The sequence below is a fragment of the Acidiluteibacter ferrifornacis genome, assembly GCF_009909615.1.
GTDB lineage: Bacteria > Bacteroidota > Bacteroidia > Flavobacteriales_E > Vicingaceae > Acidiluteibacter > Acidiluteibacter ferrifornacis.
Window position 1 is genome coordinate 332,742 of record NZ_WWNE01000003.1, and the last position, 14,380, is coordinate 347,121.

A 14,380-nucleotide genomic window follows, 5' to 3' on the forward strand; every position below is an offset into this window, starting at 1 on the left:
TATTTTTTACTGTCATTTTACAGACCAAATGCGGTGTAAAATGTTATTTTTATATTCTGCAATATAACATTTTTAACTACTCCCGATTTCTTATCATTGCATTATGAGCAAAACATTTTCTCCAAAATTAGTTTTACTACTTATTCCCATTTTAATTGGATTGATTTACTCTCAATCTACTGATTACAATTACTTAATCAACTACGATGACGATGTATTGATTTTCAATAATCAATATGTACTAAACCTAAATATGGAGTCGCTCGTTGGAATGTTTACGAATTTCATTGAGGGGTTGTACCACCCCATTACAACTTTATCATGGGCGTTGGATTGGAAAATTGGAGGCGGAGATCCTTTTGTATTTCACCTTACCAATATACTGTTCCACATCATGAACTCCTTTTTGGTGTACTTTTTTGTCCGAAAGATCAATTCAAATACTTTCCTTCCAATTATCGCGGCTTTACTTTTCGCTGTGCACCCCATGAGTGTGGAGAATGTGGCTTGGTTGAGTAGCCGAAAAGATTTGTGTTACGCCTTTTTCTTTCTGTTGGGATTAATTGTATACGCCAAACGAAGCCATCAAGAATCTTCGATATTGAACTATGGCTTGAGTCTCGTCTTTTTCTTGCTCGCTCTTTTTAGTAAATCGGCAGCAGTTACTTTTCCTATTGTTTTGCTGATTATTGATTACTACCAAGATCGAAAACTATCTTTCAAAACCGTCTTAGAAAAAGTGCCATTTTTTGCACTTTCACTTCTTTTCGGAATCATTAATATCAAAGCGCAACAATCCATCGACTTTATTCAAAGCATGCAGGAATATTCCATTTTTGAACGAATCTCAATGGTGAGTTATTCCATATTATTCTACCCGCTGAAAAGTCTTCTTCCGCTAGAACAATCTGCAAAGTATTTTTACCCATTACACGGTCAGTTGGAGTGGATCTATTTCGCTGCTCCTTTTGCATTGATGGCAGTGGTAGCTGCTATTTTCTTTTTAGGCCGAAAAAACAAACTGCTTATTTTCTCTAGTTTGTTTTACTTGGTAAACATTCTACTGATTGTAAAGATTATTCCAACAGGAAACGACATCGTAAATGAGCGTTATGCTTACATTGCTAACATCGGTCTTTTCTTGTTGATCGGACAGTTTATTGTAACCCTCTCCACTAAAATCAATGCTAAAAAAGTAGGACCAATGATTGGTGGAATTTCGTTCATTCTACTTTCATTTTATTCGATAAAAGCCTATAATCGAGTAGAAGTTTGGGAAAGCAGTGAAAAACTATGGACGAATGTTATTTTCAACTATCCAAAAAAAGCCATTCCATACAACGAAAGAGGGCAAGCACTTTACCTCAACAACAATTACGATGCGGCATTTTTAGACCTCAACAAAGCCCTGGAAATTAACCCATCTTTGGATTTGGCTTACACCAATCGAGGTAACATTTACTTGAATAGAAATGAAGCCCAAAAAGCATTAGAAGATTACAACAAAGCGTTGGAATTTAAAGGAGCGGATGCATTGATTCTGGCGAACCGAGGAATGGCGAATGCCAACTTGGGAAACATAGAGGCCGCACTATCCGACTTTGACGAAAGCTTAAAATTAGACTCCTTAAACGCTGAAGCATACAACGGAAGAGCCATCGCCAAGGCACAAATGGAAAATTATGAAGGTGCCATTGTAGATTTTAGCAAATCACTTGAAATCAAGCCCAACCAACATTCAGTGTACAAGAACAGAGCGTTGGCTCATTTCTACTTAAAGGAGTACGAAAAGGGAATCGCCGATATGGATCGCACTCAGGAATTAGAACCAATGGAAGATCGAAAATACGTCATCTACAAAGGCCGTCAGTTGACCAACATTGGTGCGTTTGATTATGCCTTGAAGCATTTCGATGATGCCATAAAAGCCAATCCTAAAAATGCTGAAGCCTTGTATTATCGTGCCGATGTAAAACTAGGAATGAAAGACACTCAAGGAGCCATAGAAGACTACCTAAAAGTGATTGAGATAGTTCCACAAAACGCAAGCGCCCACAACAATTTAGCTAATGTATATTGGTCGATTGGAGACAAAGCAAAAGCGTGTTTGTCATGGCAAACAGCAACCGGATTAGGCAGTAAGGCGGCGGCGAATGCACTGGAGAGTAAGTGTGATTAGGATTAATGGTGAATTGTTAAGGGTTAATTATTAATTGCCTGACGGCGAAACCCGTTAGCGCGGACTTGCAGTCCGCGAAAATAAGCTTGAAAGAAAAGAGGACTTTTAGTCCGTTGGAAAAAATCTTGAGGATTCAGTTGGGATAATTCCTATTGTGATTTTGAATAGGAGTTGGAAATTTTTAAGTTAAATGAACATGAAAAGGGACTGCAAGTCCTCACAAAAAATACACACGGACTGCAAGTCCGCGCGATCAGGTATTTTCAACCCTGCGGCAAAATAAAAGCCAAAGTTGTTGATGCTTTTTTGTTAAACATTTCACTTCGGCAATACTCAGTGTAAACTCAAAAAGCTCAATGTGACAAAAAAGTAAGACATTTTGCTTCGACTAACCTTGTTATACATTTATCGAAGTATTCAAGGCTCCTTTATTATTGCCAAACCACCATAACCTTTATTTAAATTTGCACTACCTAACAATTGATTAGTTTTGCAGAGCATTTCGATGCAATCAAATAATCATTAAAAGAAAACAAGCCGAATGGCAAAGAGAAAATACCAACCACCTTCATCGATAAAAAACTATTCCAAAGCAATTTTGGACCTTTTTAGAAGTGAACCCTCAAAAATATTCAACTACAAACAGATTTCTAAGCGACTAAACATCACCAAGCCCTCTGTGCGTAAAATTGTAAGTAAAATTTTATACGAACTAGCAGACGAGGGAAAGCTAGAAGAAATAGACTTGGGAAGATTTATCATTACCAAAAGAGCTAGAGAAGTAATATTAGGAACCGTTGACATGACGGCTTCAGGTGCAGCATATATTGTACCTCTTGATGATAGATTGGATGACGTCTATGTATCTTCTAATCATACGGCTAATGCCATGCATGGTGATGAAGTAGAGGTTGCGATACTAAAAGTAAAAAAGAGCGGGAAAGTCGAAGGCGAAATCGTACATATTGTCAAGAGATCTAAAGTAGAATTTGTTGGCACAGTGCAGATGAATAAAAACTTTGCTTTTGTTATTCCTGACGATAGAAAAGTTCCTGCTGATATATACATTGATAAGGATAAACTTGGTAAAGCCAAAGATGGCGAAAAAGTAGTCGCTAAAATTACCGATTGGCCAGAAGGAGCTAAAAATCCCTTTGGTGTAATTATCAAGGTGCTTGGAATGCCTGGAGACAATGAAACAGAAATGCATTCTATCTTGGCAGAATACGGTTTGCCGATTCATTTCCCTAAAAAGATATTGGACGCTGCAGATAAAATAGATACAAAGATTACCAAAGAAGAAATCAAGCTTCGAAGAGACATGCGTGAGGTGACTACTTTCACCATTGACCCTTACGATGCAAAAGATTTTGATGATGCCATTTCTTATCAAGAATTGGAGAATGGAAAAATGGAAATTGGTGTGCACATTGCTGATGTGGCTCACTATTTAAAAGAAGGCTCTCCATTAGACAAAGAAGCTTACGAAAGAGGAACTTCGGTTTATTTGGTAGATCGAGTTATCCCGATGTTACCAGAGGTGCTGTCGAATTTTGCTTGCTCACTACGACCAAATGAAGACAAATTGTGTTTTTCTGCCGTTTTCGAAATGGATAAAGAAGGAAACGTTTCCAACGAATGGTTTGGCCGTACAGTAATTCATTCTGACAGACGTTTTACCTATGAAGAAGCACAAGAGCGTATTGAATCTGGAGAGGGAGACTTTTCTGAGATCATCCTAAAATTAAATGGAATTGCAAAAAATTTGAGAAAAGAACGTTTTAAGCATGGGTCTATTGATTTTCACCAGTTGGAAGTGAAGTTTGAATTAGATAAGGATGGAAAACCTATAGGAGTGTTCTTAAAAGAACAAAAAGATGCTCACCAACTTATTGAGGATTTTATGCTGCTAGCCAACCGAAAAGTAGCCGCATTTATAGGACAGGAAAAACAGAAAGCCAGTAAAAAAGCCTTTGTTTATCGAATACACGAAAGTCCAGATCCTGAAAAATTAGAATTATTCGCAGGCTTCATCAAAAAGTTTGGATATGGAATTGACACTACTTCTCCAAAAGGAGTGAGCAGAACCATGAATAAATTGATGGAAGACGTGAAAGGAAAAGGCGAAGAACAATTGATTTCCCAGTTAGCTATACGAACCATGTCTAAAGCGGTCTATTCTACCGACAATGTAGGTCATTATGGACTTGGTTTTAAATATTACACTCACTTTACTTCACCTATTCGACGATACCCTGACGTAATGGTTCACCGATTATTGCAACATTATTTAGACGGTGGAAAGTCTGCCAATGAAGAGTTATTAAGTGAACAATGCAAATACGCTTCTGATCGAGAAAAATTAGCAGCCGAGGCCGAACGAGCTTCTATCAAATACAAGCAAGTGGAGTTTATGAAAGACAAAATTGGCGAAATCTACACCGGAGTTATTTCTGGGGTTAGTGATTTTGGGATTTTTGTGGAAATCGTAGAGACTAAATGTGAAGGACTAGTGCGACTAAAAGCACTTACAGACGACTATTATTTCTACGATGAGAAAGACTTTGCAGTGAAAGGTAAGCGAAAAGGCAACGTACTTCGAATGGGGGATGAAGTTACAATTAAGGTTTTAAAAGCCGACCTAACAAAGAAACAACTTGATTTTGATTTAATTGACTACTAAATAAAATTTATTTCATCTACTATGCTTGCATATTAATTTTTTCTCTAATTTTGCCCGCCCATTTAAGAGGAAGAAGAAATGAATGAATTTGACTACAGAGAGATCGCAACAGCAAGCATGGTATTGTTTGCCGTTATCGACATAATAGGTTCTGTGCCTATTATCATCGATCTGCGTCAAAAAGTAGGTAAAATAAAGTCTGAAAAAGCGAGTGTAGTAGCGCTTTTCATAATGATTTTATTCTTATTCATTGGAGAGTCCATACTAAGTCTAATTGGTATAGATGTTAACTCCTTTGCTATTGCAGGCTCATTTATCATTTTCTTTTTAGCACTTGAAATGATACTTGGCATTCGTTTGTACAAAGACGACATCCCTGAAACTGCGTCAATTGTTCCAATTGCTTTCCCATTAATTGCGGGTGCTGGAACGATGACTTCCTTACTATCATTAAGAGCAGAATTTGCAACTATTAACATTGTTATTGCAATATTTCTGAATATGATCGTTGTATATGCAGTTCTAAAATCATCTAGTATGATAGAACGAGTGCTTGGTCCAGGAGGGATAGCCATTTTAAGAAAAATATTTGGGATAATCTTATTGGCAATAGCCGTTAAATTATTCAGAACCAATATGGGGGTATAATAGTTAGTTAGATTAAGTTAGTTAGATTAGTAGTTTTAGTGTAAAAAAACAGCCGTAGTTCGCCCCCGTTCTGCGGCTGTTTTATTTATAATTCATCGTGAACACCTCATTTCTCTACTTAAACATTTACTAGTAAAATTTCGTTAGTTACCTTTGGCCTTCAAATTTCAGGCAATGGCAAATCTATTCAAGAACAAAGCGGATCAACCAGTCAAAATAGGAAAACCAAAGTGGTTAAAATCAAAAATTTCATCGGGCGAAGAGTATAAAAAACTCAAGAACATTGTAGATGAGAATAACCTCCACACCATTTGCCAGTCAGGAAAATGTCCGAACCAAGCTGAATGCTGGGGAGCAGGAACTGCTACTTTTATGATTTTGGGAAACACTTGTACCCGTTCTTGTCAGTTTTGCAATGTAGCCACCGGAAAAGGAGAAGAATTAGATCCTTTTGAGCCTTTAAAAATTGCTCGTTCGGTAGAATTAATGAAGCTACAGCACTGCGTGATTACTTCTGTAGATCGAGATGATTTAGCAGACGGAGGAGCCAATGCATGGAAAAAAACTGTGGACTTGATTCGAAAATACAATCCGGCCACGACTATAGAAACATTGATTCCAGACTTTAAAGGAGAATGGGAAAACCTACAATACATCATTGATGTGAAGCCTGAAATTGTATCACACAACATAGAAACAGTTGAACGCATTACAAAAGAGGTGAGAATTCAAGCCAAATATTGGAGAAGTATTGAAGTGTTGGATCGATTGAAGAAAGGTGGCATTCAGCGCACGAAGTCCGGGATTATGGTTGGCCTAGGAGAAACCAAAGCAGAAGTCATTAAAACTATGAATGACTTGAGAAGTGTAGATGTAAACATCCTAACTATAGGCCAGTATTTACAACCAACTAAGAAGCATTTGCCTGTTTCTGAATTTGTGCACCCAGATGTATTTGCGGAATATAAAAACATTGGAATGGAATTGGGATTCACTCACGTAGAAAGTGGTCCTTTGGTGCGCTCGTCTTATCACGCTGAGCGACATATTTAATTGCTATAAAAGCGGGCTTTCATCTTCGAAATAAACAATTGCTGCACTTCTTCCATCGGAATGGTTCTACCCAATTCTTGTTCTAATGAAGTCACTCCTTTATCAGCCAATCCGCAAGGAACGATGTAATCAAAATAATCGAGGTTGGTATTGACATTGAATGCAAAGCCATGCATAGTTATACCCATACTTACTTTGATTCCAACCGCACATATTTTTTTCGGGAAATCAGACTCTGCATCTATCCATACTCCACTAGCTTCCTTTATTCGCTCCCCTTTTAAACCGTAATGTTTTAAGCAATCGATTACGCACTCTTCCAACAGTTCTACGTATTGGCGGACACCGAACCCATATTGATCTAGATCTAAAATAGGGTAACCCACCAATTGTCCAGGACCATGATATGTAATATCTCCTCCTCTATTTGTCGCTACATAAGTGGCTTCCACGTCTTCAGGTTTCACTTTTAAATTACCCACATCACCAGACTTCCCTAGGGTGAAAACATGAGGATGTTCTAGCAGGATTAGGTAATTTAGATCAACTTCTCCATTTTGCTTTTTGGCCAATTTTCGATCAAATAGATCTTCTTGCAAGTGCAAAGCAGAGAGGTAATCAGTTTGATTTAAAATCAACTCATTAAAGTGTTTTCGTTTCATTGCCTCTATTTTAAACCCCAGAAGACAGGGTTTGTATTATTAATTTTCCAATAGATGGAAAATTCAACTCTAATTTATTTCCTATTACTTGTCTTCCAATCATGCTTCTAATTTGAGCCAGTAGGACAGACCGTTAATTACGGGGTAAATTTACAAGTTTATTCGAGCAGTCCTAATAGGTAGTATAAAGTACCATTCATCCCGAATATACTAGACAAATCCCAATATACCACCAACATCGCCTTTAACAATTCCCTAAGCTATACTGCATGACTTTCAATAATAAAAGCAATCAATGAAAAGTGGGGCAACCATTTTAACACCTCTTACGAGTAGTTGAATTAAAAATTCACCAATAGAATTCGTCTTATAAGAGAACCACAAGTCTTTGAAATTAAGCTAGCCTATCAATTGCAATACATCACACCTAATCTTATGTTTGCCTATATCTATATGGGACTACAGAAATCTTCACCGGATATTAAATTGGGCGGTGCCATACATTGTCTTCTATCTGAAAAATACTCTTCTGCTCCTTTTGTTGCAAGTCCTTCCGATTTTAATTCTAACTTTGTTTCCCTTATGTGTGAATTCGGGTCCAGAATAATCATAAAAAATAATGAAATCATTGAACTTGGATTTTTAATCGATGCGGATATCAATGGCTTTAAAGGAAGTAAAAACTCACAGTCTAGGTTATATCCTAACACTTCCACTTTATTGTTCGCTGGATTGCGCATACATTAATTTCCATTTAACTAAAGTTTTACTCATTTGCCACAAATTACAATATATACAGACGGATCTGCTAAAGGCAACCCAGGACCAGGAGGTTATGGTATCGTTTTGATAAGCGGTAAATTCCGAAAAGAGGTGTCAGAAGGTTTTAAACACACCACTAACAATCGGATGGAATTGTTGAGTGTTATAGTTGCCTTAGAAATGCTAAAGCAACAACCAAGTGATGTGGTCATTTATACCGACTCAAAATATGTAGCTGACGCTGTAGAGAAAGGTTGGGTTTTTAAATGGGTAAAAACTAATTTCAAAAACAAAAAGAATAGTGATTTGTGGAAACGATTTCTGCTGATTTACCCGAAACATAATGTGAAATTTCAATGGGTAAAAGGGCATGCTGGCAATCCTTTAAATGAAAGATGCGACCGTTTAGCATTTGCGGCCGCATCTCAAGAAAACTTGAATGTAGATCGTTGGTTTGAAGAAAATCAAGACCAAGCCTAATTCTTAGCCATTGATTTATTGATGATTTCTAAAATTTGAGAATTACTTTCTTTTGCTTTCACTTCTGTTAATGCATCATCAATCTTATTCAATACTTGCTGCATTTGCTTATGTTGATTTTTTAAATCCGTTTTTACAGATTCATCTACCGTATTGTCTATTTTTTTAGCAGTTTTTTCCATATCTGTTAAAATTGTTCTTCTCATTTCCAACAATGCATTTGTACCTTCTATTCTCATCCACCATGCATTTTCAATAATGGCTGAATTCTTAAATGTTGGAATAGATTTCTCCTTAGAATTAAGACTCTGACTTTTAATATACTTAGCATAGCCGCTCAAAATTGCATATCTATCGAACCCACTAACCTTAGTCATAGCTGACTCATAAAACGTTTGATGCGCTTCATCCGACTCCGTAGAATATATAAGAGAAATTGTTGACATGATATCAATATTGTCAATTGCTTCCAGCTGTTTTGCTGCAGCTAAACCTCTCTCTTTATCGCTTTCATATAATCCATAAAGAGATGAACCAACAACCACATAAGAAGAATCATTCAATCCACTGCTATATACCGATTTTACTTCATTAGTCTGCTCAAACTCCTCAATCAACCACTCAATCGCCTTAGCCCTTACACTTGAATTTTCATCATTTTTGGCCATTTCGATGAGACGACTTCTTGTGGCTCCCATTTTTAGTTTAGTTGCATTTTCCATACAGTCGATTGCTAACAAACGAATTCCCCAAAATTCATCATTCGTAGCTTTCATTATGGTCTGAATAGCCAAAGTATCCTTAGTGTCTATTAAAGCAGTTAGCGCCTCTTTCTTGTCGTCATATAAAGTTCCTACTTCATACAACTTGATCCATTCTTTAATGGATCCCTTATTGTCCTCTTTCTCACAAAGCAGGTATTTCTGAGCATCAAAATTGACTAAAGTCGGCGCTGATTCAGTTTTAAATTCAAATATCTGACGTTTTTCTGTCACGACTATATTATGACGCTTAACTCCACTTTCTGTATAAATATCTATCGCAACTGGCAAACGATACAGAGGAGTATTTTTCAGATTCTGATTTTGCTCTACTGTCACAAATTGCAATTTTAAATCTTTGTCGTAAGCATAATCAATTTTCAACACTGGATGACCACTTGATAAAAACCATTGATTAAAAAACCAATTCAAGTCCTGACCACTTACTTTTTCCATCGCCAATCTCAACTGATGAATTTCTACAGCCTGAAATTTATTGTCCTCCAAATACACTCGCAAACCTTCAAAGAAAACCTCCTCACCTAGTATCGTTCGCAGCATGTGCAAAATTCTGCCACCTTTCGCATAACTATGACTGTCGAACATATCTTCTTTTTGATCGTAATAAAAACGAATCATGTCCACTTGCTTACGCTTAGACTCTCTCAAATAACTTTTTAAATCTTGTGCATTATGGTAATCAGCCCATGTTTTCCCATTTTTATATTCTCTCCACAAATACTCTCCATAGGTTGCAAACGACTCATTTAGTGGTAAATTTGACCAAGACTCACAAGTAACAAGATCACCAAACCAGTGGTGAAACAATTCATGAGAAACAACATCTTCTGCTGAATTATCAATTAAATAGCGACTATCTCCCTGTGCAAACTCCCCGAAAATTACGCCTGTTGTATTCTCCATTGCTCCAGAAACATAATCTCGAACTACTATTTGATCATACTTTTCCCAAGGGTATTCCACTCCTAAACGCTCAGAAAAAAACGTCAACATTTCAGGTGTATGAGGGAAAATCTGCTTTGCATAAGGTTCAAACTTTGGTTCTACATAATAATTCACCCCTATACTTTTCCATGAATCTTCTACTATTGCAAAATCTCCAACTGCCATCATAGCTAAGTAAGGAGCATGAGGTAATTTCTGCTTCCAATAATCGGTTCTTGTGCCATCACCGTTATCAGTTTGAAACATTAAAATACCGTTGGATAGCGTCACATACTGTGTATCAACAGTCATGTAAATTTCTTGAGTCATCTTCTCATTCGGAGCATCGATTGTAGGAAACCAGCATGAGCTAGCTTCTGTTTCACCCTGAGTCCATATTTGCTTCGGCTTGTTGGTCTCTTCTCCATTGGGATTGATAAAATACAATCCTTTATCAGAAGTAATGGCGGCACTTCCTCCGTCTTCCAATTCATTCGGCTTAGCGATATAATTAATTGAAATTTGATACGTATCGTTTCTTGTATACGTCTTATCTAAATTAATATTCAAATGCAATTTGTCCTTATACTCATACTTCAATGGCACTTCTGAACCTTCAGGTGTGATCAAGACTACTTCCTTCACTTCAAATCCTTTTGCATCTAGTGTCAAAGAGTCAGTAGGTAAAAAATAAGGTTTAAAGGTTAAATGCGCTATTCCGTGCAAATGAGCTTTCGTCCAATCAAACTTTACATCTAACTTGGTATGCAATAAGTCATTTATACGTGTTTCAGAAGGTTGGTAGTCCAATTTCTTGGCTGGTGTCACTATAACTTCATCCAGATTAACTTCTTCTATCTTATTCTTATTCAATAAAGAACAAGAAGCTAAAAACAAACTAGAAAGAATAACTATTGAACTTTTTCTCATTGTAAAATATCTATTTATGAATCAACCTTCAAAGTTGACTAAACTTTCCCGATTTTCAAACTAATCTAATCCTACTTAAGGAATCCAATAAAAAAATTTACTTTTGTTACATGACACAAGAATTGACCGTCCACAGCAGCAAAGGCAAGTCGCACAAAGTTCAATTTGAAGATGCTACTTTCCAAAAAGGAACCATTGACGAACAGTCGTTTGAATGGCAAATAGAATCCATCGATAGCAGAACTTTTCATGCTATAAAGAACAATAAATCCTACCGCATTGAGGTATTAAATGCGAATCCTAAAACAAAAGCCTATAGCATAAAAGTAAATGGAAAAAAAATTGACCTCACTATTGAAGATCAATTTGACCAGTTGCTACATAGATTAGGGTTAGACAATTTAGATTCAGCAAAAATTTCAGAAATGAAAGCTCCGATGCCAGGATTGGTACTTAATATCAATGTGGCTGTTGGAGACACTGTAGCTGCAAACGATGCCATAATGGTGTTGGAAGCGATGAAGATGGAAAATGTACTAAAATCGCCTACAGAAGGAATAATTAAATCTATAGAAGTTGAGAAAGGGGTTGCTGTAGAGAAAAATCAAGTTCTCATCACATTTGAATAATTAATTAAACTTAAAAATCAACGAAATGAATAAGTCCCTATTTAAAGTCGGAATGATTGCAAGTGCGCTGTTTTTGAGTGCTTGTGGAGAAAATACTCCAAAAGAGTCAAATGATGAAATGACCGAAACGACAACTGAAGAAGCAGTAAAAGAAGAAACAGCTTCAACCGAAGGACGCATGACTCAAGATGGAATAACCATTTATCCAGCTGATATCGCTCAAGATTTTCCCAATGCAAAGCTGACCTTGAACAATCCCAAGGATGATGCTAAATTAAAAGTGGGTGAAAATCAATTTGACTTTACCGTTTCGGATTATGAACTTGCTGTTCAAACGGATGATGCTATGAATAGACATTGTGCAAACTCTGAAAAAGGACAACACATACATTTTATATTGAACAATGCTCCGTATTTGGCAAAATATGAACCGAGCTTCAAAGCAGAGTTAGGTGAAGGAAATAATGTAGTATTGAGTTTCTTATCACGTTCATACCACGAGAGTATTAAAAATAGTACTGCTTTTGTATTGAAAAACTTTCCCATAGGAAAAGTCGAAAATAAGTTTGATGAAAAAGCTCCTCATTTGTTCTACAGTAGACCTAAAGGAGAATATAGCGGTAAAGATGCTGAAAAGATTTTACTGGATTTTTACTTATTAAACACTGAATTATCAACAGAGGGGAACCGTGTACAAGTAGAAATTAACGGTACATCATTCTTAATTGATCAATGGCAACCTTACTTCGTAGAGGGATTGAAAGAAGGTGAAAATACATTTCGCATTAAATTAATCAGTGCTGATGGAGCTCCAGTAGAAGGCCCGTTCAACGATTCAGGAGATCGAATTATTACGATCAAAAAATAAACATATAATATAATAACAAAAATGCCTTTTCGTTTTGGGACGAAAAGGCATTTTTCATTTACACTACTTCACTACTTATTGCTCTTCTTTATTTATTATTTCTCTTTTCTTTACGATTATCGTCTGATCCAATTGACTTTGCAGAGGATTCAAATATGCATTTTTTAAAAGACTTATTAATGCTTTCCAGGTCCCTACATTGGTGTTATCTAAGTTTCCATTGATTGGAATTTTTGAACCAATTTGGTCTTTACGTTGATTCTCTATTACATTTCCTGCTAAACCTATTAAGGCTTCCCATAGTTTGCCAAAAATATTTTCTTCTTCGTTTTTCCAATCCAATATTTTAATGTCTTTGGTAAGGGGTTTAAAATATCCATCAAGGTTTTTATCAATTAAGGCCAATTCTGAATAGAGGCTCAAAGTTCCACTCTCTGCGTCTACTTTTGCATAAGCTTTAAAAAAGTCATTCAAAGCTGGTAAATTGACTTCATCTAATTTCAAATTGAAGTCAAAATCTGGAACCTGCTTTAAAATATTAATATCCATATCCAGGTCAAAATTCCCATCCCCAATCGTTCTACTTGTCAATATAATTTTTGAAGGCAGGTTTTCAGTATAATCTTTCGAATTATTCAAGTTTGTGGCTAAAGCATTCATCTCATTGAAATAAATATCCACTTTAGGAGAACTATAATCATCTATATAAGAAACTTTCCCATTTATAATCTCAAATCGATTTATTTGGAGTGGGACTAAGTCTTTAATCGTTTGAGTCCAATCATTTTCTTCTCCTGTTTGAACCTCCTCTTCTGAAGGTCCAGCCGCAAAATTGAGTTTAGGGTTTTCCAAAATAATTTCGCCAACAATAGAACCATCAAAAAGCGCTTTCCATTCTACAGAAATATCGATAACATCGATATCAACGAATGGTGTTTTAATGTCTTTTTCTACACTAAACAACTCTAACCCTATTATTTTATAGGCCCCTCGATATAAATGCAAATCAACATCGTCAATCGAACCTTCGTAACCCTCAATTTCGGAAAGTACCTTGTTCACATATTTAGTTACCACAAAAGGAAGAGAAATTCGAATGGCTAACAAAAGCACTACGACTCCAATTATTATTTTGGTTCGTTTTTTCATTTTTGGTTAATTGATTTTGATTTAACATTTATTTATCAAATCAAAGCCCAATAAAACAAGCTAAATCACCAACCTAACAACACTCTAAAAAACAACGCATTAATACAGAATGAAAATCATATTATATTTAAACCTGTAGAAATAACCCCACAAAATATTCCACAGTACTTAAATCTAACTACACTTGAATAAAGAATTTGAAAGTTCTACTATCGTTATAGAAAAAGTTTAAATTTCAAAAGAACCAAGGACCCTTCCCGATGCATCGGGATCAGATGCGCTAACCTTTCCATCCTAATTCAACTATTTCCTGAATGAACTTTCTACTTTTCTGTTTCTTAATAAAGCGCTCCGCTTTTGACGAAAGTGTTGAATTTTCAAATTCAATGAGCTTTACTAATTCCCAAGGCTTTCCGCGTTTCGTCCAAATCTGATTTAATGCTGAATTATGATATCTCAATCTCCCCTCTGGATTCTCTGTTTTACCAACATAATACTTATCAATGCTTTTCGAATATAATATATAATCGTAGTAGGGCATAAATCAAAAAAATACAGAACACTATAAACAAAAAGAGCCGCACATAATGTGCAGCTCTGTTGCTCCTCCTCTTGGGCTCGAACCAAGGAC

12 protein-coding genes are annotated in these 14,380 nt (G+C 36.2%); 8 read left to right on the forward strand and 4 right to left on the reverse strand.

The window, feature by feature from the left end; all coding sequences use genetic code 11:
* Positions 1 to 103: 103 nt before the first annotated feature.
* The 4 genes from GQN54_RS01690 (at position 104) to lipA (ending at position 6,563) form a co-directional block, all read left to right on the forward strand.
* Positions 104 to 2,179, forward strand: coding sequence for a tetratricopeptide repeat protein (locus GQN54_RS01690; protein ID WP_160631319.1), 2,076 nt, complete (start codon positions 104 to 106; stop codon positions 2,177 to 2,179).
* Positions 2,180 to 2,720: 541 nt separating this feature from the next.
* On the forward strand, positions 2,721 to 4,862 hold the full coding sequence (gene rnr, locus GQN54_RS01695; protein ID WP_160631321.1) for a ribonuclease R: 2,142 nt from the start codon (positions 2,721 to 2,723) through the stop codon (positions 4,860 to 4,862).
* A gap of 78 nt (positions 4,863 to 4,940) precedes the next feature.
* A complete protein-coding gene (locus tag GQN54_RS01700) occupies positions 4,941 to 5,510 on the forward strand; it encodes a MarC family protein (RefSeq protein ID WP_160631323.1) in 570 nt (189 codons plus the stop codon).
* A gap of 174 nt (positions 5,511 to 5,684) precedes the next feature.
* Positions 5,685 to 6,563 (forward strand): lipoyl synthase, encoded by an 879-nt coding sequence (gene lipA, locus GQN54_RS01705; protein WP_160631325.1) that lies wholly within the window; start codon positions 5,685 to 5,687, stop codon positions 6,561 to 6,563.
* On the opposite strand, the gene lipB is transcribed toward lipA, so the two are convergent.
* The gene (gene lipB, locus GQN54_RS01710; RefSeq protein ID WP_160631327.1) at positions 6,560 to 7,225 is read right to left on the reverse strand and encodes a lipoyl(octanoyl) transferase LipB; all 666 of its coding nucleotides are present in this window, start codon (positions 7,223 to 7,225) and stop codon (positions 6,560 to 6,562) included. The two genes, lipA and lipB, sit on opposite strands and share 4 nt — an antisense overlap.
* 435 nt (positions 7,226 to 7,660) lie before the next feature.
* Between lipB and GQN54_RS01715 the strand changes: the two genes are divergently transcribed.
* Together GQN54_RS01715 and rnhA are read left to right on the forward strand one after the other, a co-directional pair.
* Entirely contained in the window at positions 7,661 to 7,972 is a 312-nt protein-coding gene (locus tag GQN54_RS01715; protein WP_160631329.1) for a hypothetical protein, read from the forward strand.
* A gap of 27 nt (positions 7,973 to 7,999) precedes the next feature.
* Complete coding sequence (gene rnhA / locus GQN54_RS01720) at positions 8,000 to 8,467, forward strand: ribonuclease HI (RefSeq protein WP_160631331.1); 468 nt, start codon at positions 8,000 to 8,002, stop codon at positions 8,465 to 8,467.
* Here the strand turns inward: rnhA and GQN54_RS01725 are convergent.
* Positions 8,464 to 11,103 carry a M1 family aminopeptidase gene (locus tag GQN54_RS01725; RefSeq protein ID WP_160631333.1) on the reverse strand — a complete coding sequence of 880 codons (2,640 nt, stop codon included), beginning with the start codon at positions 11,101 to 11,103 and terminating at the stop codon, positions 8,464 to 8,466. The genes rnhA and GQN54_RS01725 overlap by 4 nt on opposite strands.
* A gap of 110 nt (positions 11,104 to 11,213) precedes the next feature.
* Here GQN54_RS01725 and GQN54_RS01730 point away from each other — a divergent pair, with 110 nt between their 5' ends.
* Both GQN54_RS01730 and GQN54_RS01735 read left to right on the forward strand, forming a co-directional pair.
* Complete coding sequence (locus tag GQN54_RS01730; protein WP_160631335.1) at positions 11,214 to 11,732, forward strand: acetyl-CoA carboxylase biotin carboxyl carrier protein subunit; 519 nt, start codon at positions 11,214 to 11,216, stop codon at positions 11,730 to 11,732.
* A 25-nt stretch (positions 11,733 to 11,757) separates the two neighbouring features.
* The gene (locus tag GQN54_RS01735; protein WP_160631337.1) at positions 11,758 to 12,600 is read left to right on the forward strand and encodes a phosphopeptide-binding protein; all 843 of its coding nucleotides are present in this window, start codon (positions 11,758 to 11,760) and stop codon (positions 12,598 to 12,600) included.
* Positions 12,601 to 12,675: 75 nt separating this feature from the next.
* Here the strand turns inward: GQN54_RS01735 and GQN54_RS01740 are convergent, their stop codons facing one another.
* Both GQN54_RS01740 and GQN54_RS01745 read right to left on the reverse strand, forming a co-directional pair.
* On the reverse strand, positions 12,676 to 13,749 hold the full coding sequence (locus GQN54_RS01740) for an AsmA family protein (RefSeq protein ID WP_160631339.1): 1,074 nt from the start codon (positions 13,747 to 13,749) through the stop codon (positions 12,676 to 12,678).
* A gap of 280 nt (positions 13,750 to 14,029) precedes the next feature.
* A complete protein-coding gene (locus GQN54_RS01745) occupies positions 14,030 to 14,290 on the reverse strand; it encodes a GIY-YIG nuclease family protein (RefSeq protein ID WP_160631342.1) in 261 nt (86 codons plus the stop codon).
* Positions 14,291 to 14,380: the final 90 nt, after the last annotated feature.

Bases quoted from the DNA above. Each gene is read 5' to 3' on its own strand.
- GQN54_RS01690 (WP_160631319.1), top strand. From the start codon at position 104: ATGAGCAAAACATTTTCTCCAAAATTAGTTTTACTACTTATTCCCATT.
- rnr (WP_160631321.1), top strand. From the start codon at position 2,721: ATGGCAAAGAGAAAATACCAACCACCTTCATCGATAAAAAACTATTCC.
- GQN54_RS01700 (WP_160631323.1), top strand. From the start codon at position 4,941: ATGAATGAATTTGACTACAGAGAGATCGCAACAGCAAGCATGGTATTG.
- lipA (WP_160631325.1), top strand. From the start codon at position 5,685: ATGGCAAATCTATTCAAGAACAAAGCGGATCAACCAGTCAAAATAGGA.
- lipB (WP_160631327.1), bottom strand. From the start codon at position 7,225: ATGAAACGAAAACACTTTAATGAGTTGATTTTAAATCAAACTGATTAC.
- GQN54_RS01715 (WP_160631329.1), top strand. From the start codon at position 7,661: ATGTTTGCCTATATCTATATGGGACTACAGAAATCTTCACCGGATATT.
- GQN54_RS01725 (WP_160631333.1), bottom strand. From the start codon at position 11,103: ATGAGAAAAAGTTCAATAGTTATTCTTTCTAGTTTGTTTTTAGCTTCT.
- GQN54_RS01730 (WP_160631335.1), top strand. From the start codon at position 11,214: ATGACACAAGAATTGACCGTCCACAGCAGCAAAGGCAAGTCGCACAAA.
- GQN54_RS01735 (WP_160631337.1), top strand. From the start codon at position 11,758: ATGAATAAGTCCCTATTTAAAGTCGGAATGATTGCAAGTGCGCTGTTT.
- GQN54_RS01740 (WP_160631339.1), bottom strand. From the start codon at position 13,749: ATGAAAAAACGAACCAAAATAATAATTGGAGTCGTAGTGCTTTTGTTA.
- GQN54_RS01745 (WP_160631342.1), bottom strand. From the start codon at position 14,290: ATGCCCTACTACGATTATATATTATATTCGAAAAGCATTGATAAGTAT.